The organism is Moorena sp. SIO1G6, assembly GCF_010672795.1.
GTDB lineage: Bacteria > Cyanobacteriota > Cyanobacteriia > Cyanobacteriales > Coleofasciculaceae > Moorena > Moorena producens.
The window spans coordinates 112824-137949 of the sequence record NZ_JAAHFZ010000015.1; the positions used below are offsets into that span (position 1 = coordinate 112824).

The 25126-nt window shown below is 42.8% G+C and carries 18 protein-coding genes and 7 pseudogenes; 17 read left to right on the forward strand and 8 right to left on the reverse strand.

All coding sequences use genetic code 11. The features are described 5' to 3' along the window. Positions 1 to 521: 521 nt before the first annotated feature. The gene (gene gcvP, locus F6K63_RS16800; protein WP_287265407.1) at positions 522 to 3491 is read left to right on the forward strand and encodes an aminomethyl-transferring glycine dehydrogenase; all 2970 of its coding nucleotides are present in this window, start codon (positions 522 to 524) and stop codon (positions 3489 to 3491) included. A 269-nt stretch (positions 3492 to 3760) separates the two neighbouring features. Here the strand turns inward: gcvP and F6K63_RS16805 are convergent, their stop codons facing one another. The 5 genes and pseudogenes from F6K63_RS16805 to F6K63_RS16825 all read right to left on the reverse strand — a co-directional run bounded on the left by F6K63_RS16805 (position 3761) and on the right by F6K63_RS16825 (position 10221). Next, positions 3761 to 4315 (reverse strand): CAP domain-containing protein, encoded by a 555-nt coding sequence (locus F6K63_RS16805; RefSeq protein ID WP_287265406.1) that lies wholly within the window; start codon positions 4313 to 4315, stop codon positions 3761 to 3763. Positions 4316 to 4937: 622 nt separating this feature from the next. Beyond that, the gene (locus tag F6K63_RS16810; RefSeq protein WP_202799246.1) at positions 4938 to 5633 is read right to left on the reverse strand and encodes a DUF4365 domain-containing protein; all 696 of its coding nucleotides are present in this window, start codon (positions 5631 to 5633) and stop codon (positions 4938 to 4940) included. A gap of 716 nt (positions 5634 to 6349) precedes the next feature. Further along, positions 6350 to 6530, reverse strand: a pseudogene (locus tag F6K63_RS37865) (hypothetical protein); the annotation flags it as partial. A gap of 146 nt (positions 6531 to 6676) precedes the next feature. Continuing rightward, positions 6677 to 8044, reverse strand: a complete 1368-nt coding sequence (locus tag F6K63_RS16820) for a metallophosphoesterase family protein (RefSeq protein WP_287265404.1) — start codon at positions 8042 to 8044, stop codon at positions 6677 to 6679. Positions 8045 to 8079: 35 nt separating this feature from the next. Continuing rightward, complete coding sequence (locus F6K63_RS16825) at positions 8080 to 10221, reverse strand: GumC family protein (RefSeq protein WP_287265403.1); 2142 nt, start codon at positions 10219 to 10221, stop codon at positions 8080 to 8082. Between the two features lie 109 nt (positions 10222 to 10330). Here F6K63_RS16825 and F6K63_RS16830 point away from each other — a divergent pair, with 109 nt between their 5' ends. The 7 genes and pseudogenes from F6K63_RS16830 (at position 10331) to F6K63_RS37870 (ending at position 14173) form a co-directional block, all read left to right on the forward strand. Beyond that, the gene (locus F6K63_RS16830) at positions 10331 to 10528 is read left to right on the forward strand and encodes a hypothetical protein (protein WP_009149795.1); all 198 of its coding nucleotides are present in this window, start codon (positions 10331 to 10333) and stop codon (positions 10526 to 10528) included. 84 nt (positions 10529 to 10612) lie between these two features. After that, a pseudogene (locus F6K63_RS16835) lies at positions 10613 to 10759 on the forward strand (helix-turn-helix domain-containing protein); the annotation flags it as partial. Positions 10760 to 10964: 205 nt separating this feature from the next. Continuing rightward, positions 10965 to 11630: pseudogene (locus F6K63_RS16840) on the forward strand (HARBI1 family protein); the annotation flags it as partial. Positions 11631 to 11710: 80 nt separating this feature from the next. After that, a pseudogene (locus tag F6K63_RS16845) lies at positions 11711 to 12127 on the forward strand (IS4 family transposase); the annotation flags it as partial. A gap of 54 nt (positions 12128 to 12181) precedes the next feature. Then, positions 12182 to 13411, forward strand: a pseudogene (locus F6K63_RS16850) (IS630 family transposase). Positions 13412 to 13467: 56 nt separating this feature from the next. After that, positions 13468 to 13785 (forward strand): annotated as a pseudogene (locus F6K63_RS16855) (IS4 family transposase); the annotation flags it as partial. 217 nt (positions 13786 to 14002) lie between these two features. Next, a complete protein-coding gene (locus tag F6K63_RS37870) occupies positions 14003 to 14173 on the forward strand; it encodes a hypothetical protein (RefSeq protein ID WP_009149803.1) in 171 nt (56 codons plus the stop codon). Between the two features lie 453 nt (positions 14174 to 14626). On the opposite strand, the pseudogene F6K63_RS16865 reads toward F6K63_RS37870, so the two are convergent. After that, positions 14627 to 15174 (reverse strand): annotated as a pseudogene (locus F6K63_RS16865) (transposase); the annotation flags it as partial. A 104-nt stretch (positions 15175 to 15278) separates the two neighbouring features. Further along, positions 15279 to 15542: a hypothetical protein gene (locus F6K63_RS16870; RefSeq protein WP_009149806.1), complete on the reverse strand. Its 264-nt coding sequence runs from the start codon at positions 15540 to 15542 to the stop codon at positions 15279 to 15281. Between the two features lie 186 nt (positions 15543 to 15728). Here F6K63_RS16870 and F6K63_RS16875 point away from each other — a divergent pair, with 186 nt between their 5' ends. The 4 genes from F6K63_RS16875 to F6K63_RS16890 all read left to right on the forward strand — a co-directional run bounded on the left by F6K63_RS16875 (position 15729) and on the right by F6K63_RS16890 (position 20388). Then, positions 15729 to 17078, forward strand: coding sequence for a hypothetical protein (locus tag F6K63_RS16875; RefSeq protein WP_143764229.1), 1350 nt, complete (start codon positions 15729 to 15731; stop codon positions 17076 to 17078). 87 nt (positions 17079 to 17165) lie between these two features. Further along, positions 17166 to 17516, forward strand: a complete 351-nt coding sequence (locus F6K63_RS16880) for a hypothetical protein (protein WP_009149808.1) — start codon at positions 17166 to 17168, stop codon at positions 17514 to 17516. Positions 17517 to 17665: 149 nt separating this feature from the next. Continuing rightward, a complete protein-coding gene (locus F6K63_RS16885) occupies positions 17666 to 18742 on the forward strand; it encodes a glycosyltransferase family 4 protein (RefSeq protein ID WP_009149809.1) in 1077 nt (358 codons plus the stop codon). A 116-nt stretch (positions 18743 to 18858) separates the two neighbouring features. After that, positions 18859 to 20388: a glycosyltransferase family 4 protein gene (locus tag F6K63_RS16890; RefSeq protein ID WP_287312728.1), complete on the forward strand. Its 1530-nt coding sequence runs from the start codon at positions 18859 to 18861 to the stop codon at positions 20386 to 20388. A 1362-nt stretch (positions 20389 to 21750) separates the two neighbouring features. Here F6K63_RS16890 and F6K63_RS16895 read toward each other — a convergent pair. Next, positions 21751 to 21918: a hypothetical protein gene (locus tag F6K63_RS16895; RefSeq protein ID WP_287297490.1), complete on the reverse strand. Its 168-nt coding sequence runs from the start codon at positions 21916 to 21918 to the stop codon at positions 21751 to 21753. 417 nt (positions 21919 to 22335) lie between these two features. On the opposite strand from F6K63_RS16895, the gene F6K63_RS16900 reads away from it, so the two are divergent. The 5 genes from F6K63_RS16900 (at position 22336) to F6K63_RS16920 (ending at position 25115) form a co-directional block, all read left to right on the forward strand. After that, positions 22336 to 22503 carry a hypothetical protein gene (locus tag F6K63_RS16900; RefSeq protein WP_271969434.1) on the forward strand — a complete coding sequence of 56 codons (168 nt, stop codon included), beginning with the start codon at positions 22336 to 22338 and terminating at the stop codon, positions 22501 to 22503. 96 nt (positions 22504 to 22599) lie between these two features. Next, a complete protein-coding gene (locus tag F6K63_RS16905; protein WP_287297493.1) occupies positions 22600 to 23334 on the forward strand; it encodes a Uma2 family endonuclease in 735 nt (244 codons plus the stop codon). Between the two features lie 148 nt (positions 23335 to 23482). Next, a complete protein-coding gene (locus tag F6K63_RS16910) occupies positions 23483 to 23614 on the forward strand; it encodes a hypothetical protein (protein ID WP_267872083.1) in 132 nt (43 codons plus the stop codon). A 43-nt stretch (positions 23615 to 23657) separates the two neighbouring features. Further along, complete coding sequence (locus tag F6K63_RS16915) at positions 23658 to 24305, forward strand: Uma2 family endonuclease (RefSeq protein ID WP_009149813.1); 648 nt, start codon at positions 23658 to 23660, stop codon at positions 24303 to 24305. 366 nt (positions 24306 to 24671) lie between these two features. Further along, on the forward strand, positions 24672 to 25115 hold the full coding sequence (locus tag F6K63_RS16920) for a hypothetical protein (protein ID WP_287312729.1): 444 nt from the start codon (positions 24672 to 24674) through the stop codon (positions 25113 to 25115). Positions 25116 to 25126: the final 11 nt, after the last annotated feature.

The window sequence follows — 25126 nt, forward strand, 5'->3', positions numbered from 1 at the left end:
TTGGTTTATAACCTAGGTTTCGGTGTGCCCCACCGTACCTAAAATAATTAACATATTAAGATAAACATTTTCTTAGGGATCTTAGACTTTCATAGACTTCCAAATCGTTAGACTTGATTGTGCAACCTGATTATCTCAAAACAGGTTTTTTACACTGTCTACTTATTTAAGATCATGTTCATCTAGAATACTATTTTTTTGTTATGTCTTTATCTTAGCACAAAGCCGTCCTGGAAGGACGGGGCTAATGACCCAAATTTTTTGGTAAAAATCTGATCAGTAGGGTTGTCATAACTAAACCCGGCTGTATAAAGTTGTGTATCTAGAACCAATCTAGCAATACCTCTAGGTTGTAGTATCCTAGGTTTTCATAGTGTATATTTAGAACTAAATTGCTTTAGGTCTAAATCGCTTTAGTTATACATCCGGGCTTTGTGTATCTATAGATTTACCAACTTAGGGGGTCACAGCCCTCAAAAGTGACCCCCACCTTCGCTGCTTAATTCACAAATTAGTTTACTATGCAGAATTTGGATATCCAGGATCAAAAAAATAGAGCAAATACTCAGTCGTTGCTGAAATCTGACCCTATTCTTTCCGCATCACAAACAATACCATCTACCGATGCTTTTGTCAATCGACACATAGGTCTAAATCCAGATGCAATAGAGCAAATGCTCAACGTCCTGGGTATATCCACTATAGATAGCCTGATTGAGCAAACCATACCCGCCGCTATTTGGCTTAATCAACCCCTGCAGTTACCACCAGCCCAAAGCGAGTATGCTTCCCTAGCTCAGCTAAAAGAAATTGCGTCTAAGAATCAAGTATTCCGGTCTTTCATTGGCATGGGATATTACGACTGCATTACCCCACCTGTAATTCAACGGAATATTCTGGAAAATCCTGGTTGGTACACGGCTTACACCCCTTACCAAGCAGAGATTGCTCAGGGACGACTCGAAGCACTACTCAACTTCCAGACTATGATTATAGACTTGACTGGTCTGGAAATTGCTAATGCTTCCTTGCTGGATGAAGGAACAGCAGCAGCGGAAGCTATGAGCATGAGCTATGGTCTGTGTAAAACGAAAGCCAAACACTTCTTTGTTTCCCAAACCTGTCATCCTCAAACTATCGCAGTGGTACAAACCAGGGCTAGACCTTTGGGCATTGAGGTGATTGTTGGTGACCACCGCACTTTTGAATTTGACGAAGAGATTTTTGGAGCTCTGCTTCAGTACCCAGCAACGGATGGCACCATATACGATTATCGGGAATTTATTGATAAGGCTCATGGTGCTAAAGCTTTAGTAACTGTGGCAGCTGATATTCTAAGCCTTGCCCTGCTTACACCCCCTGGAGAATTTGGGGCTGATATTGCTATAGGTTGCACCCAGCGCTTCGGTGTTCCCCTAGGATATGGGGGACCTCATGCAGCTTATTTTGCTACTCGTGCAGCTTATAAACGGCAAGTACCAGGACGTATTGTTGGTGTGTCAAAAGATGCTAATGGTAAACCAGCACTGCGCTTGGCACTGCAAACCCGTGAACAACATATCCGTCGTGACAAAGCCACAAGCAATATTTGTACTGCGCAAGTGCTTTTGGCCGTGATAGCTTCAATGTATGCAGTTTATCATGGGCGACAAGGCATCAAACGTATTGCCGAGAGAATTCATCAATTAACGGTTATCCTAGCGGAGGGACTTAAACGCTTAGGTTACAGTATTAGCTCAGAACCGTTTTTTGATACTTTGCGCGTAGAATTAAGCGATCGCTCTGTGTCAGAAATTATCGAAGCAGCTGAAGCACGTCAAATTAATCTACGTATTATTGATTCAACTACTATCGGGATTTCCCTGGATGAGACAACGACGGCTAGGGATTTAGTAGACTTGTGGGAAATTTTTGCAAGTTTAGGGGAACCAAGCAGTGCATCCCTACTCTTTACTGTGGAAGAGTTGGCGGCTGAGGTAACACGTAAGGTGGCAGCTGATTTTAATGAACCGTTTGCTCGCCATAGTACCTACTTAACCAACCCAGTATTCAACCGCTATCACTCAGAAACGGAGTTACTGCGCTATTTGCACCGCCTGGAAAGTAAGGATTTGGCTCTAAACACGTCGATGATTCCTCTGGGCTCGTGTACCATGAAGCTGAATGCCACTGCTGAGATGATGCCAGTGACATGGCCGGAATTTGGTAAGATTCATCCGTTTGCTCCGGTCTCCCAAACTCAGGGATATCAAATTCTATTCCAGCTGCTGGAAGAATGGTTAGCAGAAATTACTGGCTTTGCTGGCATTTCTCTTCAACCTAATGCTGGTTCCCAAGGGGAATATGCAGGATTACTCACTATTTGTAAGTACCATGAAAACCGGGGAGAAAGCGATCGCAATATCTGTCTAATTCCTACTTCTGCCCATGGAACCAATCCCGCCAGTGCGGTGATGGCTGGTTTAAAGGTGGTGGCTGTTGCTTGTGATGAGATGGGCAACATTGATTTAGATGATTTGAGGAATAAGGCCGAGCACCATAGCCAAAACCTAGCTGCTCTGATGGTGACTTATCCCTCTACCCATGGTGTGTTTGAAGAAGAGATTAAAGGGATCTGTGCCATTGTCCACAACCATGGGGGACAGGTTTATATGGATGGGGCGAATATGAATGCCCAAGTGGGACTGTGCCGTCCGGGGGACTTTGGGGCAGATGTGTGTCACTTGAACCTGCACAAAACCTTCTGTATTCCCCACGGTGGGGGTGGACCTGGTATGGGACCAATTGGGGTGATGCCTCACTTAGTACCATTCCTGCCCAAAACCTTACAGCCTCAACCTTCAAATTTATCTATTGGTGCCATTTCTGCGGCACCTTGGGGAAGTGCCAGCATTCTACCTATTTCCTGGATGTATATTGCCATGATGGGGAGTGGGGGGTTAACTGAGGCGACTAAGGTAGCTATTCTTAATGCTAATTACATGGCTAAGCGGTTAGACCCTTACTATCCTGTTCTGTACAAGGGGAACAATGGATTAGTGGCTCATGAGTGTATTGTGGATTTGCGATCGCTTAAAAAGTCTGCGGGCATCGAAGTGGATGATATTGCCAAACGCCTGATGGATTATGGTTTCCATGCTCCAACGGTATCCTGGCCTGTAGCGGGGACAATGATGGTGGAACCTACTGAAAGTGAGTCGAAGGAGGAACTCGACCGTTTCTGTGATGCCATGATTGCCATCCGCCAGGAAATTGAAGCAATTGAATCGGGTCAAGTAGACCAAACCGACAATCAGCTGAAGAATGCTCCCCATACTGCAGAAGCCTTGATGGTCAGTGAATGGTCCCATCCCTATACCCGTGAGGAAGCGGCATACCCGGCACCTTGGTTAAGGGAACACAAGTTTTGGCCTGTGGTAGGGCGCATTGATAATGCCTTTGGGGATAGGAATTTGGTTTGTTCTTGTGAAGGGATGGAGGCATATATCTAACCCCAGAGTCAAGCGGGGAGTGTGGGGAGTGTGGGAGGTGTGGGAGGTGTGGGGAGATGGGGAGATTTTTATTAAGGGTAATTATCCTGACATGATATAACTCCCTTACTTATTAAGGGGGTTTACGAGGATTCCGACTCCCTCGGTGCGCTTACAGTCGTCGAATTAAATTCGCCACGGGTCGCACCGCTCCCGACTCCCTCGGTGCGCTTACAGTCGTCGAATTAAATTCGCCACGGGTCGCACCGCTCCCGACTCCCGACTGAGTATTAACGAGGGGAACCAAACACCTGCACCCAGTAGTGGCGATAGGGACTGGAAGGGTCGCTGACATAACCAAAGCCAATTTCTTGATACTGAGGCTTGAGTATATTACGGCGATGACCAGAGCTTTTCATCCATTGCCTAATGGTTTGAGCAGGAGTCGGGTAACCTGCGGCAATGTTTTCACCAACATAGGAATAGAGGTAACCTGCTGCTTTAGCGCGATCGCTTATTTTAGAACCATCTGAACCAGTATGGCTGAAAAAACCATTGCGCACCATATCTTCAGCGTGTAGCTGTGCGGCTTGAGTTAGCTCAGCAGAAAGCTGTAATGGTGGCAAGCCAGCTTTTCGCCGTTCAGCATTGGTTAGTCCAAGCAACTCAGTATTGAATTTAGCTAAGGATGAGCTACTGGTTAGCACAGTTATCTGCTCCTGAGAACCTCTCTGGAGAGTGTTATTGGAGTAAGGGTTAGCCAGAACTGAGCTAGACTGAAGCGCTATTTCAAATAATCCGAGCAAACTAAGCGGAGCAATTGCCCAAAAATGGATTTTATGCATAAATTACCTCATGGGTCAATATCTGCAACAGATCTGATTGCACCCGGTAGCCATTAATATGGCGCTAGATATATATAGCAATCCGATTCAGCTTTTCAAGGGGATTGCTCTATCTATCGACTAAGCCTCCCCTGAAAAGGTTCCCTAATTTTGAGGTTTATGGGAATTTCCCAGAGGATGGTTTTGTGCGTTCGCGTAGCGTGGCCGAAAGGCCAATCGCTTAGTGTGGCCGAAAGGCGATCGCATTTTCATTCCTTGATTATCATGCCTTTTTATAACTATTAATAGTTAAATTTATATCAGCTATTATTTATCAGTTATCATCTATCAGTTATCATCTATCAGTTATCATCTATCAGTTATCAGTTATCATCTATCAGTTATCAGTTATCAGCATTCAGCTTATGGGCTAATTCACAGGCTAGAAGCCTGTGCCACGCTACTTGAGATGCTTTTGAACAAGCGATGCAGCGCCGACCTGCGGGGGTTTCCCCCACTCGCGCTTTGCATCAAGAAAACAGGTAATCATTTTTTTGATCTGCTCAGAGCTGACCGCTGATAGCTGACCGCTGATAGCTGAAGGCTGAATGCTGACTGCTGACACTCTTGAAAAATAACTTTTCTAAGCACGATGACGAATTACTCCCGGTAACTGTCGCAGCACATCATTTTTATATCGAGCGAACTTTTTAATGGCATCTTGATTGACAATATTCTTTTTAGGAAGATTAACCGTAATCGTTCCTTCCATTTGCCATGGGTCAAAGTTTTCCCAGTTTTCAAAGTAGGCTTGCAAGTACAGCCAATAGGCTAGATCGATTTGAGCATCGTATACAATTAGGATACATGGCATTGGTTCTTTTAACCATTGCTCTATGTCTGAGCGTCCTAGGGGAAAGCCTATGGTTTCTTGGTCGGCGGCTAGCATGCTCAGAAAATCCGTTGCCTTTAGCTTGACGTAAATTTTACCATTTTCAAGTTCACAATTGGCATCATAGGTAAAGATAATCAGGTCAAAACCATAAGTGTACTCAAGCTCAACTCGTTCTACTGAGTAACCACATAAGAATATATATCGTTCCACATAATTGATACTGAGATCAGCAATAATTTGTTCTCTCGGTCGTTTATTTTTATTCATTGACCGGAAGGAATAAAAATGGTTTACTCTATAGCTTACAGCAGTTTTCAATTGGGTCAGTACTTTCGTTCTGGGTTGCGCGGGAGTCGGGAGCGGTGCGACCCGTGGCGAATTTAATTCGACGACTGTAAGCGCACCGAGGGAGTCGGGAGTGGAAAAAAATCCTGTGTACCTCACTCCTGATGACAATTGGTATAGATCATCATAGTTTAGCTTGAAATAAAAGCGATCGCTTATCACCGTAGACAAGCGATCGCTTTTATTATTCAGAGATTATCCAATGAAAAATCCGATTTAACTACCAGCTAGGACAAAATCCACTTCATCAGCTCCGCCAGTTTGATCTTGACCGGAGGTAATTTGTTCCCCATTCACTTCAACAGCGAAGGGTGTGCTGTGTGACAGCTCCTACACTGATTCTATAGAATCAGTGTAGGCAACAAGCGCCAATCCAGCTATTGCTTAGGAGGCGCTGGGCTTTAAGAACGGACTGCCCTCTCTTGATGCAATAGCGAGTGGGGGAAACCCCCAAGACCGCTTAGGTGCGCTTACAGTCGTCGAATTAAATTCGCCACGGGTCGCACCTCTGCATCGCTGCCGCTCTATTTTCTTGGTCTTTTTTTTAAGACTGTTTTGCTAACAAACCAGCATTTAAGGCCGTAGGCCACGCTACGCGAACGGCTTTGTTTATCAGTAAATATATTATAGCAATTCCATGCATACCCTGTGCAAAATTCATCCCTGGAATTACCGTAAGTAGACGGGAGCCTTATTTCAGACAACTTAAAACTATTACTCATAACCTACCGATTAGTTTGGCTCCCGTCTACAAGGTTTCGTCCCCCACACTCACGTAACACGATCGCAGTTATGGGGCTTCTTTTGCCGCAAGCTAAATTGATATTGTAATCCGTTGCATCAGGAGTATATCCCACGCTAGCCACCATCTTACGACCCTCATCGGTATAGATGAACGCCAACACGGTTGCGGAAATAATCCACAGCCATTTTAGTTCCGACCGCACCTACTGCTGCTATACCAGCACCCATTAGTATGTTGCGCAGTTTACTCATTTGTTGTTTTGACCTATGACTATATAAATAGTACCAGATTAAGACAGGTAAGTGTGGGAGGTGTGGGAGGTGTGGGAAGTGTGGGAAGTATGGGAAGTGTGGGGAGATGGGGAGATGGGGAGATGGGGAGCTAGCATTGAGAACTACTATAAATTCTGGATCACAAAGGGTTTGATGGCACTACTACTCCACTTATTCTTGAGTTTCTCAACTACAAATGGCCGAATTACAAACTTAGGGGGCACACCCTGATGTACATCAATCCGTAGGAACGTATGAGGAGAGCGGGCTGTTCTGCCTTTACCTTTGCGTCCGATAAATAAAAGCGATCGCGCCACCATTTGAACATAACCGCTCTGACTAATTTCCATCACTTCAACCTCATCTTTGCGCTGACCCCGCAAACTAGCACCACTTCCGCCACAAACTAGCCAATTTAAATTGGAGTCAGCATGTTTAGTATCAAGGGTACGCAAATGCTCAAAGCAATGGGCATGTCCACTTAAGATTAAATCTACCAGTGGCCGTTTTTCCGGTAGGGAACCAATAGCAGCAGCCACCTGATCCAATACTTGGCGTAAATGGCCACGAACTGCGATCGCATCTGGCTGCTCCCATCGGGTTGTTTCCGTTGAATAGGCAGAGTGATGAAGATAGATCACTCGTCCCCTTACCTGAGGATCATGCCAAGAATCAATTAACCGTTGCTGTAACCAGTCTAGTTGCTCTAGGTCAGGATCAGCCTTAGGTTTAGACGAAGAGCCAGAAATACAAAACGTATTGGAATCAAGGGCAAAAAAGTCAATGCCACCATATCTAAAGGTATAGTAGCGATTAGGTAGACGGGTAAAGTGACCAGGTTGGTAGCGCAGGCATCTTCCCGTTTCGGTCTTGGCAGTATAGTGTTGGTTGAGGTACTCAGCTAAATTACTGCGCTTGTGAGGTTGACTCAAGCAATCAAGAAAAGCTTGAGCATAGGCTTTGCCTTGGTTAGAACTATCCCAACCTAGCGTCAACCCTAACTGAGATTTTAACCAACGGCGTAGAGGTAAACTTAACTGAGCAAATAATCTGGGCAGAAAAGTCAGGTCATAGTAATCATGATTTCCTGGTACAGGGAAAATCGGGTGATTAAAGACTAGTCGAGTAGTGTCAGTTTTTTTGACAGGACTCCTAATACCAAAAACCTCTCGGTAGAATTTAAGAAATTTCTCCAGATAAAACTCACCCGACCCAAAGGGATAAACGAGATCCCCTGTGTGTAACGTAAAGCAACAAGTATCCATGTGCTCACGTAATTGTTGAGCAATTTGTGCTTGCAGCTTCTCTCCATATTTCGTATCTGAATCCGTATCCCCAAGGACTAGAAACGAAAAGTCTGGACGTTCATTTTCACCATCATCAAGCACTAACTGAGTTTGGTCAATTCCCTCCTTGATAATCCCAGGATTACGCCAGCATAAGCACTGGTTGATTGTAGCGATTTTAGTAGCAATAGGTGGGTCATATAGCATGTTTAAAATAGGTGAGGTAGATTCCCGATTCCCTTTTACTTGAACAATGTCGGGGTAAGGTTCTCCTCCTCCTCCCAATCCTGTTCTTTGTGATTGTTTCCGTAACCGGATTTGTAGTACTTGTAAGGGCTAATAGAGTCACCTTTAACACCATTAGCAACAATGCCTAAAACGTGAATTTGAGACAGTTTCAGATTCTCAAGAGCTTGGGTCAGAGCAGAACGATCTGTTTTCCCAATGCGACTTACCAGAATCAACCCATCGGTGTGAGAAGTAAGCAAGCTAGCGTCTGCTAATCCCAAAACTGAGGGAGTATCATAAATTACGAGGTCAAAGGTTTCGTGGAAACCTGCCATCAATTGTGTCATTTTATGGGAATATATCAGCTTGGTAGGATCTGGAACAAGTTGACCTGAGGTTAGGACTGATAAGCCAGCTACAGGTAACTTTTGCTCAATTACGTCTTCAGGGGATAGGGTTTGGAGAATTAAATTACTTAATCCCAACTGGTTGGATAATTGCAATCTTGGATGAACTTGGGGTTTACGCAAATCTGCATCAACTAATAACACCTTTTTCCCTATGGCTGCCGCTGTTTGAGCCAGGTAAATAGCAATGGTTGACTTACCATCCCCAGGCAGAGCTGAACTGATTGCCAGAGAACGGATTGGGCGGTCTGAACTCAGTAATTGAATATTGGTATAGAGTACTCGTAGGGCTTCCAAAAAGTGTGAGGATTGGGAGTCCCCATAATAGATGTAAGGCGTTGATTTTTGCTTCAAAGCTGGTATTAGCCACGTAAAAGGTTTAGACAATAAACCTCCTACTTTGGCTAGGGAGTTATTACTTGGCGTTGCTGCTATTTGTTTATTAATGGGGATATTCCCTAACAAATGGAGTTTGCTTTGCTGTTTTAGTTCCTCGAGATTGTGATAAACGTTATCTAATCTTTCCAAAATCAAAGCCACACCAATGCCTACAGCAATACTAGCTACAGCTCCCAAGGTTAGACTACGTTGGATGTTAGGAGAGATCGGAACCACTGGCCGAACTGGGGCTTCAATTACTTCCCAAGGAATCTCGGTTTGGGCGGCTTCGATTTGCAACGTTTCGCGGGTAGCCCGAAAACGGTTTAACCCCTCACTAGCAATTTGTATTTCTAGCTGTAAGTCGGTGTATTGTCTGGCTAAGGCAGGCATTTGTTGAGCCTGTTGTTCTAGCTGTTGTTGGGCAACTAATAAGGTTTGACGTTGGGTTTCAAGCCTTTGCACCTCAGTTACACCTTCTGCTAACTTGGAGCCTAAAATTCGCTCTGCTTCTTGCTCTAGGATCGGGAGGAGATTTTGCCGTTGATTTTGGAGAAGTCGAATCGCTGTGCTTTGTGGTTGGAAGCGAGTTAATTCCCCAGCGATTTGGGTTTCGACATTTCTTAACTGACCAATGATTTGCTGAGATAGTGGAGCGTCACTAAGAGCCGCCAGAGCTCCAGTTTCTTCTTGTAGAGAACCAACATAGAAGCGGGTTTGAACTAATTGTTGTTCAAGGGCTAAGTTTTGCTCCTTCAAGGCGGTAATTTGAGAAGCGATTAGTTCAGCTTGGCTGTCTGGGTTAGTAAACTGATATCGCTCTCGAAAGGCTTGTAATTGGTTTTGGAGTTGATTTACCCTGGCTTGTAAGGATGGTAACTGGTTTTCAATGAATTGAATCCCTTGGCGTAAGTTAGTCTGGCGCTCGTTCAGGGAGTAGTTCAGGTAGACTTTGGCTAATTGCTCTAAAATAGTGAGGATCAGATCCGGATCGTTTCCCTGGTAGCTGATTTCCAAGATCTTAGTTTTCCCTAAGCGAGTAATTTTTAAATTGCCAATTAGGGAATTATAACTAATTTCGGGATAGGTTTTTTGTACTTCTGCGAGCACTACTTCCATTAGCTCAGGACTACGCAGGACTTGAATTTGGGTTTGGTAGTCTAAACTAGATTTAATGTTTTGGTTCCCTAAACCAGGCGTTAAATTGCCTAAGTCATTTTCAGCATTAACAGGCTCTACTAAAATCCGGAATTTGCTTTGGTAAATTGGCTCTTCATTTAAAGTTCTCGGGATGACGAAGGACATCCCTGTCACTACTACCCCTACAATGACTACTCCTCGCCGTCGCGCCACCCCAAGCCAAAGGCCCAAATCCCACTCACTGTCTTCTGGTTCTAACCACTGTGACCCTTAGACCTCTCCAACAAATAAAGTTATGGTAAAATAAGAGGATGATAAATTAATTTTAGGAATATCATCCATGAGCTATACTTGGGATTATATCCAGAAAAATCCTAAACAAACTAAACGATTGCTAGGGATAAATCATGAACAACTCTATCAACTGATAGAACAAGCCAAGTTATTACATCGTCAACATAAAGAAAAAAATCAAAATCAAAAAGTCCGGCTAATTAAGCCTGGGGGAGGTGCTTCACAAAAATTATCACTGTCTTGATGCAATAGCGAGTGGGGGAAACCACGGCAGTCGCTCATGGGGGAGACCCCCAAGACCGCGCTGCCTCCCCAAGACCGCGCTGCATCGCTTGAAGACCAAATAGTCTTGACGTTAATTTACTTACGACATCACATAAACTTTCAACTTCTAGGACTACAGTTTCAGGTGAGTGAATCTACAGCAAACTCTACTTTTAACTACTGGCAATCTCTTTTGAGAGAAGCTCTACCAGCTTCTTTGTCTTGATGCAATAGCGAGTGGTTTGAAGTTACCGTAAGACAGTTGAGCCTTAATCAATGGAGGCGCGCTTTCCTATGGCGAATTAAATTACGGGGTCGCGCCTCAAGTTTTAACCCTTTTTTGCATAACCTACCAACCATAAAGGCTCAACGTAATCAGGTTTCGTCTCCGGGGAAACCCCCAAGACCGCGCTGCATCGCTATTAGAACAAGTAAAAAAGTGCGAAGAAGAGTCGGAGATAATTCGGGAAGCTTTGACTGAATATGAGTTAATAGTAGATAGCGCTGAACAAGTCAGAGAAAGACCAAAAGATTATAATCAGCAAAAAAATTTCTATTCTGGTAAGAAGAAAAGTCATACATTTAAAAACCAAACGGTGCGCGCCTCCAAGGGCGAGTAAATCGCCCTTGGGTCGCACCGCTTTATTGTGTTGCCAAAAGGGGAAGATATTGTGGACGTAGTGGTGGGTAAACCTGGCCCCAAAAGTGATATAAATATTTGTCGGGAAAGTTTAAAAAAATTTGATGATAAACAACGACTGAGTGGAGACAAAGCTTATATAGAGGTGCGACCCAAGGCCGGGTTCCCCGGCCATTGGAAAGCGCACCTTGGAGAAGAACAAATAAAAACTCCCCATAAAAAACCAAAAAATGGTGAATTAACCTCACAGGAAAAGAAATATAACAAGCTATTATCTTCAAACAGAATATTTGTAGAACACGTAATTAGATTGGTGAAAATTTTTAAAATAGCGGGAGAAAGGTTTCGCCTAAATTCTAGTAAATATTCTGAGGTAATTTTGACAATATGCGGTTTGGTAAGATTGAGAACAGGAGCTGGGGGGGCGACAAGCGCCCTGTAACCCTTGATATATATTAAATTGAGCGAATTATGGTAAAAAAAGATAGGTCAGAAATTGTCAAGACGACCTATCAATTTAAAATGCTACCAGAATTATATCAAAAACATCTAAAAAATCTACTTTCCGAATCTCAATTATTATTTCTTAACCTTGTAGTCATTATTATACAAGATACCAAAAATGTTAAACTTGAAAAAATCGCAGAGTCATTACCTTTACCCATTCAATTTAGATCAAGACGTAAAAAGTTGCAGAGATTTTTGTCCTTACCAATATTTCAAATAAAATCCTTGTGGTTTCCAATTATTAGAGAATGGATATTTCAAAGATTTAATAAACAGCAGAAAATTTATTTAGCCCTCGATAGAACTAATTGGAAGGACAAAAATTTATTGATGATTAGTCTAATTTATAAAAATCGAGCAATACCAATTTATTTTGAACTTCTTTCAAAACTTGGTTCAAGTAATTTTTCAGAGCAAAAAAAAATTATAAGCTGTTGCGCATTTAAATTGGGTATAATAGAGTTAACAACAATTCCATAAAAAAAGATGCCAGCTAAAAATCATCTCACATCAGAGCAAAAACCAAAAATTCAAAAAGCTCTAAAAATAGAAGAAAATGGATATATTAGAGAGAGACTTCTGATCTTGCTATTATTAAATGATGGCAAAACACAGCAAGAAATTGCTAATTTTATTGGCTGCTCAAAAAATAAAGTTTGTTACTGGTGTGTCCACGGAGACCCAGATAACTTAGAAACCCTTAAAGATCAAAGAATGAAAGGTAATCATCAAAAAGCTACAGATAAGTACATAGATATTTGATTAGATACGGTCGAAAAAGAACCACAAGAATTAGGATATGAATTTGGGCGATGGTCAGCCCAAAGATTAGCAACCTATTTAGAAAAAGTAACAGGAATTAAATTAAGTGGATCACAAGTGCGAAGGATATTAGAAAAAAAAAAGTACGTTTACGTCTGGTCAAAGTATAGCTTAGAATCGAAGAGAGATTCTGAAAAAAGAAAAGCATTCAAAGAAAAATTATCCGAATATTTAAAAATAGAAAAAGAAAACCCAGAGCTTTTACAGGTATGGTTTTGGGACGGGGCTTTCAAGGTGGCGACGCAGGTTCGCCACACAGCCCCTCATGAGAGTGGTTTCAGTTTAAGAGTAATAAGGAGGAAAAACTGGTGTAAAAAGGGGAAGCGAAAAAAAGTCAGAGGAGACAGAAGAAAAGGCAGAGTAAATGTAATGGGAGCTTTACGATATTCAGATAAGAAAAGATTTGTAGATTTTCTTAAAAAAAGCAATAGTAAAAGTTTTTATGAAGTCTTAAAGCTTTTTTATGAAGAGCTAATCAATGAATGGATAAAAGCAGGTAATAAAAAAGAATACTTTGTGAAAAAAGGACCAAAAATAGTAATTATTTTGGATAATGCTAGTTTTCATAAGAAAGCCGAATATATCGATAAAATAGAAACTGAAATGCCTAATAGACATCTCCAAAAATTAACCTCAAACCCTTGCACTGCCTGGGTCAAAACCGAGTTTCTGGAGATGTCTAATATACATTTAGAGTATTTGCCAAAATATAGCCCAGACTATAACTTAATTGAATTAGTTTGGCATTCAGCTAAAGAATATATTGCTAATCGTCTTTTTGAATCTATCGAAGAGTTATAAATTTTGCTCAATCATCTTTTAAATGAAGGAGGATTAGTTATTAAATGGGATCGAAAAATTAAAAATCAAGGTAATGCTGTTATCACAGCTTAAATGCATAACAGCTTATCAACTATTATAGGGCTATTTGATAGCTATGATGTTGTCAAGGAGACCGAGAATTTTGTTCAGTAAAATTGGCTAAATGGCTAGATACACAAGGTTTTACATTTTGTTTAAGACTAAAAGAATCGGAAAAAATTGAACTTAATAATTCGGGTTGGATTTCCTTAAAAAATTGTGGATTAAAACCGGGAATATCTTTATTTTTTGAAAATGTAAAAGTGACAAAAAATAAACAAATTGCTGGATTTAATATCGCCTGTAAATGGAAAAAGAGTTATCGAAAATCCGTAACAAAAGAAGGTTGGTTTATTATAACAAATATGAGCAGTACCTCGGAAGCAATTGCTGCTTATAAAAAGCGATGCAGCGCGGTCTTGGGGGTTTCCCCGGAGACGAAACCTGATTACGTTGAGCCTTTATGGTTGGTAGGTTATGCAAAAAAGGGTTAAAACTTGAGGCGCGACCCCGTAATTTAATTCGCCATAGGAAAGCGCGCCTCCATTGATTAAGGCTCAACTGTCTTACGGTAACTTCAAACCATGAGCGACTGCATCAAGACAACGTTTTGGTATTGAAGAAATGTTTCGAGATTATCAAAGTGGTGGATATAATATGGAAGGCAGTAATGTAGTAGGAAAACGTTTTTTGTCTTTAGTTCTTTTAAGATCTTTTGCTTATCTATTTGCTACATCTCAAGGAGATAAAATTAATAAAAAAGGAGTTCAAAAGTATGTGGCTAGAGTCAAATAATATGGGCGAACAACTAAAAGACATAGCGGTGCGACCCAAGGGCGATTTACTCGCCCATTGGAAAGCGCACCGTCCAGTTTTTATATTGGTAATTATGGCCAAAAGTGGATTAATTTTATGGATAAATGTTGGGAATTAGTTGAAAATTTGATGCGTTTAAGTCGTCATAAGCTCGATAATTATTTACGAGGTATGAGAGCTATGAAGCTTATACAGTCTACTTTTTAGCTCTCATGTCGCCCCCCCAGGAACAGGAGCCTTAGTATTACAAGTAACAAAAGCCTCTGAAAGTGCTGAAACAATTGAGGTTATATCTGCTCATAGTTTTGGTGATAAATTAATATCAATAGCTTCGTAAAGCCTATTATAGCGTTAATTCAACGGTTTAATTGACTTGGTCAATTTGAGGGCTGAAAAGCAGTTACTGAGATACTTTCAAGTTTTTGGAGAGGTCTTATATTCAGATCTATTTTCTAGATCACAAAAATTAATAACTCTGTAAATTCCTGATTTTTGACCAGTGCCGACCTTCATAAACTCAGATTTTTCCAAAAACTGTAGTTTATAATTATTAGGTAATCTTAGCACAAAATAATTATTCATTAGGCTATTTTGTTTGATAAAATTTAGAGAAGCAAAGCCTCTATCCATTACGGCTATAGCATTTTTGGGCAATGCATCTATCATTTCTTGTCCATAGTTATAGTCATGATTTGAGCCAAAATTTATTAAAGTATCTTCGGGAACTCCTGTTGATAAATTTAATCCACTAATTAGTTTAACTTGGCTATAACCAATTTTAAAAAGTAATTTGCTGGTTAGAGTTATTATTGTTGAATCAATCGGACAAATTTGGTAGCGTTGCGCTATTTTTATTGGAGGGATTAAATTGAGATTTATTAAATTGTTTTTTTTGAAGTAACTTTTCAAAAATTATTAAAAGCGAGGCAGCGCGGTCTTGGGGGTTTCCCCGGAGACGAAACCTAAGACAGTTGAGCCTTTATGGTTGGTAGGTTATGCAAAAAAGGGTTAAAACTTGAGGCGCGACCCCGTAATTTAATTCGCCATAGGAAAGCGCGCCTCCATTGATTAAGGCTCAACTGTCTTACGGTAACTTCAAACCATGAGCGACTGCCTCAAGACATGGTTCAATACTTCTTTGTTTGCTAGCTTTGGAAAAAGTATAAATATGAAGATTAATTCCCGTATAATTTAATCGTTGAAATAAATCCCTCATACTGCTTAAGCTTTGATCCAAACAATAACCAACCCAACAACTTACGAATAATTTAGTATTTAGGACTGGATCATCATTTTTAGGTAAATCTTTGAGGATATATTTGATGATTTTTTTAATGGAATCACTCATAATTTAAAATTATTCAATAGGTAAATATTAGTAAATAATAACCTATTTTTGCCTAGATATTTGTTAAGTTTTATTAATGTTCAACACTTCTGAATTACTGCATCGTTTTTCTGGGAGTGCGCTACACCACACTTAGACTATTCAAACGTTACGGACTGACACTCAAATTCAGAGTCAGCTTAAGGCATGATGCACATTTCCAAGCTTGCAACTTACAGTTTTGCTGTGTTAACTCCCTGGTTTCTAGGGGGTCAAGCTCCAGCAACTGCTAATTCACAATCTAACTACAAGGATTTAGGAACCTCTGTTCCTACTGTTAAGGGTCCATCGGTAAATGTAATGCTGGGAGCAACTCCCGTGGCCCTCCGTACTACTGACCCTGAGATTAAAGCCAGTCCACAACGAATTAACCATCTCGGTGCCATCTCTAACTTAGCAACTCCAGTCTTGGGAGCTGGAATAGTTGCTGGTAATCAAGTTAACTCGGTTCCCAAGGTAACAACTGAAACCGGTACAACTCAAGCAAGATTAACGTCAACAAGAAGCCGTTTTTCCAGTCAATGGTTAGGATCTAGTTCATCTTTGACTTGGCACTCTAGAACCAGTGGTGCTGACGTTACTCCAGCCTATACACCTGATCAACTAGTATCGAGAACACTAGTTTCTCAATCTAGTGACTCCTCTGAATCCCCAAACTCTTCCCCAATTCCTCCATCAACTCAAGAGCAAATCCGCAAGTTACAAAAGCAACTAGATTCTTACAAATTAGCGCCTAATTTCCGTAAGACTTCTTCAATTTCTCCAGGGTTTAACATTTCCAATCCCTCCGGATTTGGAGCTGATAACTACAGAGGCTTTGTTGGCTTTGGCTTTCAATCTCGCACGCGCTTTAGCAATAATAGCGGTGGTTTGATTGGAGGTGGTAGGGATGGAACATTAGGATTTGGCTTCGGTCTTGGCGACGCGAGGGACTCAGTGGGATTACAGTTGTCCTATACGATCGCTAGTTTTGGTGGTAGCCGACCCCTTGGTAGTGGCGGTGTGAATGCCAAGTTGCATGCTCAATTTGCTCCGGGATGGGCTGTTGCTTTAGGAGGAGAAGGAATTATTAACGTGGGACGATTACCAGAAGGTAGTCCGACTGAATTTAATGATTTCGAGAATACCTACTACGGGGCAGTTACCAAGGTGTTTAACCTCAGACGTAACATTAATGACCCTTTTAGTCGTGTAGTAATCACTGTAGGAGCTGGTACAGGTCGGTTTCGCAGTGTAGAACAAATAACTAATGGGGAAAACAGTATTGGTTTCTTTGGTAGTTTGGGTGTGGGAGTGCTCCCGTCGGTAAGTTTAATTACAGAGTGGACGGGACAAGATTTAGCAATAGGGGCATCAATAGTCCCTTTTAAAGGTATCCCTCTTGTAATTACTCCAGCCGTAAGAGATATTGCTGGTCAAGGTGACGGAGCCCGTTTTGTTTTGGGTGTTGGTGGCTCAATTGGCGATGTTCTCTCTCTGGTGGATCTCATTTTATGAGATTCTGGTTTAGACTCAACTGCCTTTAAGGCAAGCTAACACGTTACACCGAGGTAAATTCACGAGGTAAATTCACAGAGGTAAATCATGAAACTCATTTCCTCAATTAAAAATCAAACTACCAGTATTTTGGCAATCACTGCTTTGGCGGTGGGATTCACTCCAGTTTTGCCTGGGCTGGCGAATAACTTGTCAGATATTACTGGTCTGAATATTTCAGATATTACTGGTCCTAATGTTTCAGACATCACAGGTACCAATGTATCAGGCAATACGGCAACATTGGTGGATAACGCAAAGCAGGTCGAGGCTGCTCAACAGCTTGTGCAGCAGCTAGATTCTTGTGTGGCTTCTAATTGTGCAGAGTGGCCAAGTTTATTAGAGCAAGGAAATCAGCTTATACAAGAATTAGATGCTTCAGAAGTACAAGCCCCTTAGGTATAGCGCTACGCGCAAGTCAGAAGTTAGAAGTCAGAAGTCAGAAATCAGATATGACTAAGTTTCGGAGTTTAGGAATGTCAAACATCTGAATGCGTAGTGCTATAAATCCTGGTTCTGAGATCTGATAATTCTTACGCTATTGCACCATGGTTTCCTTTGGATATTATGTAGTTGCCTTCATTATTGCCGCTTTAATTGTTTTCAAGACTATTCCTTTAGTTAAAGCGGCTGCCATCAAGTATCAGTACACTGACTTACCAGCCGAGCGTAAAGTGCATCGACAACCGATGGTGCGTTTAGGGGGAATTTCTATTTGTGCTGGCACCTTACTTGCTCTGTTTTTAGTCTGGAGTCTAGGAGGGTTGGCTGATTTTCCCCCTGACGTTTCTTCAGAGGTTTGGGCAGTTCTTCTCGGCAGTTTCTGCTTTTTCTTGATTGGCGTCACAGACGACTTGGTGAATTTATCGCCGTTAACGCGCTTGTTACTCCAAGCGGTCGTTGCTAGTGTCGCTTGGCAAATGGGGCTGGGGATTAGCGTTGTCAGCCTTCCAGGAGTGGGAATTGTACACTTAGGATGGCTCAGCTTACCTCTTACCGTCCTCTGGCTGACAGGGGTTGTCAACGGGATTAACTGGATTGATGGACTGGATGGCTTGGCTTCAGGAGTGGCTGGTATTGCTGGGGTGATGATTTTGCTCCTCAGTTTGTTCATGGGCGAAACCGAGGCCGCACTAATTAGTGCGGCATTAGTAGGGAGTTTATTAGGATTTTTGTACTACAACTTCAATCCAGCCCAAATTTTTATGGGAGATGGTGGCTCCTACTTCATCGGTTTCACTATCGCTAGCCTGAGTGTGATTGGATTGGTCAAGAGTGCCGTAGCTACCACAGTCCTCTTACCCTTTCTGGTCTTGGCAGTACCCCTTTTAGACATGTCTGCTGTGATTACCCTGAGATTATGTCACGGCAGTTCACCTTTCCAGGCTGATCAACGCCATCTCCATCATCGTTTGTTAAAGGCAGGTTTGTCTCATCGACTAACGGTGTTACTGATTTACGCCCTCACGTTATGGGCTGGCAGTTTAGCCCTAGTCTCTGTTCAGTTTCCTCGCAGTCCGGTAATTGTCGGTAGTACAACGATTTTACTGGGATTGGTGATTTGGAGAGCATGGCAGTCTGTTCATGGCTCTTCCATGGAGCAGGGAGTGGGGAGCAGGGAGTAGGGAGTCGGGAGTCGGGAGCAGGGAGCAGGGAGCAGGGAGCAGGGAGCAGAGAAAAAATTCTTTGTACCTGATTAGTACGAGAAACGCTACAGATCTTAATTACATCTGAATTTTAAATGTGGCTGGGGAGATGGCCAGATGGCCATCTCCCCATACTCCGCGCGCTATCTCCGCGTGCCTCCTCTTCCCGATTCCCGATTCCCTACTCCCTACTCCCTACTCCCTACTCCCTACTCCCGATTCCCGATTTCCGATTCCCGATTCCCTACTCCCTACTCCCTACTCCCTGTTCCCTGCTCCCTAAAACAAAAGTACTTCAACCAATTGAAAAGACTATCAGTGGAGCTATGATTTTACTTAAACAACTAAAAACATCAAACCCAATTAAAGACTGGTTACCAACAAATACAGTTAGTGACCAGTCTCTGCGGCTGTCTGTACTAACTCAGTTTTTCCCTCCTGACTATGCTGCGACTGGCCAGCTAATTCAAGAGTTGGTGATGCAATTGGGCAAACAAGGGATGGATATTAAGGTGTTTACTGGGCAACCAGGCTATGCTTTTGAGACTGCCACTGCACCAATGTATGAAAAATTGGGAAAAGTACAAATTAAGCGATCGCGTGCGGCTCAACTTTGGCCTCAGCGGATTCGTGGCAAGGCTGTCAATGGCTTAATTTTTGCTGTGCGAGCTTTCTTGCACTTAGTTAAAAACTATCGTCGTCGTAATTTGGTGTTATTAACGACTGCGCCACCGTTTTTCCCTGTGGTTGCCTACCTGGCTCGTAGGATTTTTGGTATGCGCTATGTTTGCCTAATTTACGATTTTTATCCAGACATTGCTGTGGAGTTAGGAGTCATTGGTCACGATCATCCCTTGGCTCGATTTTGGAGAGGTCTCAATCGTCGGGTTTGGCGTAAAGCGGAGGCAATTATTGTCCTCAGTTCAGCCATGAAGCAACGAGTGATAGATACTTGTCCTAAACTAGCTAACAAGGTTGCAGTGATTCACAGTTGGGCTAACCCAGATGTGATTGTGCCACTTCCCAAGCCAGATAACTGGTTTGCCCAGAAGCACAACTTAGTGAATAAGTTTACGGTGCTTTACTCTGGTAATATGGGGCGCTGCCATGATATTGATACGATTCTTGAGACTGCTAAATTACTGAAAGACGAACCGATTCAGTTTGTCTGTATTGGTAGTGGTGCGAAGCGAGAAGCCTTAATCGAGGACGTGAAGCGCTTAGGTTTAACTAATTTTCGGTTTTTGCCCTACCAAGACAAAGACGTGCTGCCTTACTCATTAACCGCTTGCGATCTCTCCTTAGTAAGTGTGATTCCTGGTATGGAAAGCTTAGTGGCTCCTAGCAAACTCTACTCTGCGTTAGCTGCTGGGGTTCCCGTGGCGGTAATTTGCTCTCCTCAAGCGTACTTAACTGAGCTGATTGCCAAGGCTAAGTGCGGTGCCAGCTTCGTGAATGGAGACAGCCAAGGTCTGGCTGACTATATCCGCTCTCTGGCCGCTAATCAGGAGTTAGTAAACTCCCTAGGTCAGGCTGGTCGTGAGTATTTACTAGAGAATTTTACTCCTGAAGTGATTGCTAAACAGTATGATCAGGTTCTTTGTGAAGCCTTAAGTAGGCAGTAGGGAGTCGGGAGTCGGGAGTAGGCAAGAGGCAAAAGGCAAGAGGCAAAAGGATAAGCAATTTCCCCTGGTTGACTGACTTTAGATCATGGCGTAGGTTGGGTTGAGGCAACGAAACCCAACAAAGCGTGAGGCTTTTGTGGGGTTACGCTATCGCTAACCGCTCCCTACAGCACTAGCTTGCCTATTGCTAGCATGCCTATTGCCTTTTGCCTTATGACCTTGACTTATGCGCCGTTTTTTGATAGTATTAATTCCTGGAAAAATTGTTCCCTAAAATTAAATTAAGGATTAAACAAAATTATCCCACAAATTATTCCACAAATTTACTCAATTGTCCTGACATATCTCAGTTACTAAGAATAAATAATTGGTACCTAACGCCTAACTAATAAGCGTTGGTTTTACTAGTTTTTTTGACTTGCTTTAGTAAATAATTTATTTCAATCGGTGCTCGCTATAGCGCTAGGCGCAAGTAAGAAGTAAGAAGTAAGAAGTCAGAAGTAAGCTATGACTAAGTTTCGGAGTTTAGGAATGTTAAACATCTGAATGCGTAGTGCTATATAAGTTATTAATTAACTAGTAAGCATTCAGCCGTCAGCGGTCAGCCGTGAGCTAAAAGCTCACGCTACTTGAGGTGCGGTCAGCCGTGAGCTAAAAGCTCACGCTGCGCGAACAGCTTTCCATAACTCAGATTAAACTAATGCTTACCGGTTTTATTCAAAAGCTGTTCCCTTTGCTTACCCTATGCCCATAAGCACCTCAAGTAGCCTGTCCATAGCCCATAAGCTGATAACTGATAGCTGATAGCTGATAGCTGATAGCTGAATGCTTACATTAACTAATTTCATAAAAGCCAATTAACGACTATATGATTATCTAGTTATTAATGATAAAGGGTAGGATGGGGATTAGATTGTTTAAGAAAACTATGTTTAGGATTAAACAAAATTATCCCACCAATTTTCTAAATTATCCTGAAAGCTCTCAGTTAATAAGAATAAATAATTGGGGTCTAACTACTAATAGTTTAGTTTACTAGTTTGTTTTACTGGTTTGTTTAGGAAATCATCTAAAAAATAAAATTGGCAACCCGCGCTAATTAAAAAGCGTCCGTAGTCAGGCGCGAAATTTCAAGAAGGTGGGTTACGGCGCGGATACAAACTGATTGGTAATCCCTCAAAATCCTTGCCCAGCCTAACCCACCCTACGAACTAAAATTAAATACTAGATAGTAATAACTATCTAGTATTTAATTTTAGGAGTGGGCTTCGATGGTCCTGTTGATCTCAGTCTCTCCCCACACCACTTTTCATTAGTTGTGATGTCAACAGCAGGAAAGTGATTAAGGGGGAGATTGTGTGTCTATGGTTTTAGGGAGTCGGGAGTCGGGAGTCGGGAGTCGGGTAAGCTATGAGGTATGAGGTATGAGGTATGAGCTATCAGCGTGTCGCGTATCAGCGTGTCGCGTATCAGCTTTTGAATAAAATGAAACAGGGAAGATGCCTGTTCTACACTTGAGGCCACAGGCAAGATGCCTGTTCTACACTTGAGGAAACAGGGAAGATGCCTGTTCTACACTTGAGGCCACAGGCAAGATGCCTGTTCTACACTTGAGGCCACAGGCAAGATGCCTGTTCTACACTTGAGGCCACAGGCAAGATGCCTGTTCTACACTTGAGGCCACAGGCAAGAGGCCTGTTCTACACTTGAGGAAACAGGGAAGATGCCTGTTCTACACTTGAGGCCACAGGCAAGAGGCCTGTTCTACACTTGAGGAAACAGGGAAGATGCCTGTTCTACACTTGAGGCCACAGGCAAGAGGCCTGTTCTACAGTTGAGGCCACAGGCAAGATGCCTGTTCTACAGTTGAGGCCACAGGCAAGATGCCTGTTCTACAGTTGAGGCCACAGGCAAGATGCCTGTTCTACAGTTGAGGCCACAGGCAAGATGCCTGTTCTACACTTGCCACTCTTGTCCCCCCTGCTCCCAATTCCCGATTCTAAATTCTACTTGGTGGTGCGTTACGGGGCGGACTATCCCAACGCTGGCTACGAGGTTGAAAATCAGGGCAAGCCCGCCCCTAACGCACCCTACGCACTAAATTCCCGATTCTAAATTCGCGCATTCTAAATTCTAAATTCCCGACTCCCTGCTCCCTATTCCCTAAAGCTCAAGATGCTATGCTCAAACTATCAGGTTCAACAGAGGATCATGTACCACACTGACCCACCCCGTCCTCCCAGGGAAACTATGCCCACTATGTATGATCTACCTAGTGAAGACCCAGAGGAGCCTGGTTTGCCTGACGAGTTTCATGACTTCCAACCCCAACTATTGCGAGAAACCTGCCAACCTCCCAACTACCCTAGGGAGGAAATGTTCATTGGTACAGACCTGAATTTATATTACGATAGCCGTAATTCGTTATGGCACAAGCGACCGGATTGGTTTCTGGTATTGGGTGTGACTCCCGCTCAACAACAACTAGACCTGCGCTGGAGTTATGTGGTTTGGCAGGAAGGAATAGCCCCATTTTTAGTGGTGGAACTCCTATCACCAGGTACCGAAGCCGAAGATTTAGGACAAACCCTAAGGTCTGCGAACAAGCCACCTACTAAATGGCAAGCTTATGAGCAGTACATGCGGATTCCTTATTATGTGGTTTTTGACCGTTATGACAACCAGTTCCGGGTGTTTCAATTAATGCCCATACAGTATCAGGCGGTAGAACTTTCTGAACCGAAATTTTGGTTTCCAAGGCTGGAATTAGGGTTAGGAGTTTGGCAGGGGAAATATCAAGAAACAGAAGGGTTGTGGCTGCGTTGGTATGATGAAGCTGGTAATTGGATTCCAACTTCAGCAGAACGGGCTGAACAGGAACACCAACGGGCTGAACGATTGGCAGAACGATTGCGTAGCCTTGGGGTCAATCCTGATGATTTGTAATGTAGGGAGTAGGGAACAGCGGATCTGGGAACAGGGAACAGGGAATAGGGAGTAGGGGGAAGAGTTTTAGGGTAAGCTATCAGCTAATGCGCTACTTGAGGTGCTACTTGAGGTGCTATCAGCTATCAGCTATTAGCTTTTAAATAAAATGAAACAGGCAAGATGCCTATTCTACACTTGCCACTCTTCTTCCACCTGCTCCCGATTACCGTTCCCCTCCTGGGAGGGGTTAGGGGTGGGTTCCGATTCCCGATTCCCGATTCCCGATTCCCGATTCTAAATTCGCGCATTCTAAATTCTAAATTCCCTGTTCCCTTTGCGATATGTTGCCCACCATCACCCCAACCACTATTGATCTAGCTCCTGGAACTCAATTGCGGTTCCCAGGAACTTGGGAAGACTATGAGCAGCTGTTGGTAAAGCTTGGTGACCGGGCTAGTATTCGCATGCGATTTCGAGATAATCAGATTTTGCTCATGGCTCCTCTTCCTGAACACGGTAACCAAGCTGATATACTGGCTGACTTAGTTAAAGCACTGCTACGCTATGAAGGAAAAGATTGGCAGAGCTTTGATCCCATTACCCTCAGGCAAGGGGGAATGCCTGGAGTGGAGCCAGATGCTTGTTTCTACATCCAAAATTACCAAGCAATTTTAGGAAAGCGAAGACTAGACCTGAGCCAAGATCCACCACCGGATCTCGCCCTAGAAATTGACCTGACTTCAATTACTGATATTAACGACTACATTCCTCTAGCTGTTCCAGAAGTTTGGATTTACAAAGCGGACACAATTCACATCTATCGATTTGAAAGTGGCCGCTATTTAGAGGTTCAAACCAGCGAAATTTTTCCAAATTTCCCGGTGAAAGAAACAATTCCCCAATACATTAATAAGGGATGGCAGTTTGGTTCTAGTGTGGCTTTGCGAGAATTTGTGGGACTTCTTGGAGAAGAAGGGAGTAGGGAGTAGAGAATCGGGAATTTAGAATGCGCGAATTTAGAATGCGCGAATAGTGGCAAGAGGCCGTATTCAGAAAATTTTGTGAGTTGAATGTAAGCTATCAGCGTGTCGCGTATCAGCTATAAGGGCATTGCTGAGGGGCGGAATGAATAGGAGTGGGGTGGCCATCCTGGCTGCCCGGAAATGAAACAGGCAAGATGCCGGTTCTAGGGTTGGGCAACAGGCAAGATGCCTGTTCTACACTTGCCTCCCGATTCTAAATTCGCGCATTCTCAATTCTTCATTCTCAATTCTTCATTCTCAATTCTTCATTCTCAATTCTTCATTCTCAATTCTTCATTCTCAATTCGCGCATTCTAAATTCTAAATTCCCTAATGCCACCATCAACACCTCAAACCAAACGATGTCAACGCAACCGGAAGCGTTCTAAACGAAGAGCTATTTTATGTCCCATTCATGGTTGCTACCTTGATAGCGTTAGTCAAAAGTATCGGTTGTTTGCCGATCGAGCAGGACAACTTCAGCAGCGTGGTGTTAAACAAAAATATGCCTTGATGCTGATAGCCAGTAAAACCACAGTAGCTCTGGAAGGAGAGTGGCTAGAGGCTTTTTGGTGTAGTCAGTGCCAGGAAAGCAAGTGGTATCACGTGTGCAAGAGTGGCGATCGCATTTATAAGGTATCGTTGGCTCCGGTTGAGTTATGGCAGCAGGTAACAGGGGTAATCGATCCGGATGGTAACTCTTCTGTGGGAGAGTTTACTCGTAGGCAGTCTAGAAGGATTGGGTTTTATGGGGTTAAGGATTTTGGGGCGATTTAGTTCAATCTTAT

Coding starts and splice junctions, on each gene's coding strand:
- F6K63_RS16830 (WP_009149795.1), top strand. CDS start 10,331: ATGAGCTATACTTGGGATTATATCCAGAAAAATCCTAAACAAACTAAA.
- F6K63_RS16900 (WP_271969434.1), top strand. CDS start 22,336: ATGCCTGTTCTACACTTGCCACTCTTGTCCCCCCTGCTCCCAATTCCC.
- F6K63_RS16915 (WP_009149813.1), top strand. CDS start 23,658: ATGTTGCCCACCATCACCCCAACCACTATTGATCTAGCTCCTGGAACT.
- F6K63_RS16920 (WP_287312729.1), top strand. CDS start 24,672: ATGCCACCATCAACACCTCAAACCAAACGATGTCAACGCAACCGGAAG.
- F6K63_RS16880 (WP_009149808.1), top strand. CDS start 17,166: ATGAAACTCATTTCCTCAATTAAAAATCAAACTACCAGTATTTTGGCA.
- gcvP (WP_287265407.1), top strand. CDS start 522: ATGCAGAATTTGGATATCCAGGATCAAAAAAATAGAGCAAATACTCAG.
- F6K63_RS16910 (WP_267872083.1), top strand. CDS start 23,483: ATGAAACAGGCAAGATGCCTATTCTACACTTGCCACTCTTCTTCCACC.
- F6K63_RS37870 (WP_009149803.1), top strand. CDS start 14,003: ATGTTTCGAGATTATCAAAGTGGTGGATATAATATGGAAGGCAGTAAT.
- F6K63_RS16805 (WP_287265406.1), bottom strand. CDS start 4,315: ATGCATAAAATCCATTTTTGGGCAATTGCTCCGCTTAGTTTGCTCGGA.
- F6K63_RS16885 (WP_009149809.1), top strand. CDS start 17,666: ATGGTTTCCTTTGGATATTATGTAGTTGCCTTCATTATTGCCGCTTTA.
- F6K63_RS16820 (WP_287265404.1), bottom strand. CDS start 8,044: ATGCTATATGACCCACCTATTGCTACTAAAATCGCTACAATCAACCAG.
- F6K63_RS16905 (WP_287297493.1), top strand. CDS start 22,600: ATGTACCACACTGACCCACCCCGTCCTCCCAGGGAAACTATGCCCACT.
- F6K63_RS16890 (WP_287312728.1), top strand. CDS start 18,859: ATGTGGCTGGGGAGATGGCCAGATGGCCATCTCCCCATACTCCGCGCG.
- F6K63_RS16875 (WP_143764229.1), top strand. CDS start 15,729: ATGATGCACATTTCCAAGCTTGCAACTTACAGTTTTGCTGTGTTAACT.
- F6K63_RS16870 (WP_009149806.1), bottom strand. CDS start 15,542: ATGAGTGATTCCATTAAAAAAATCATCAAATATATCCTCAAAGATTTA.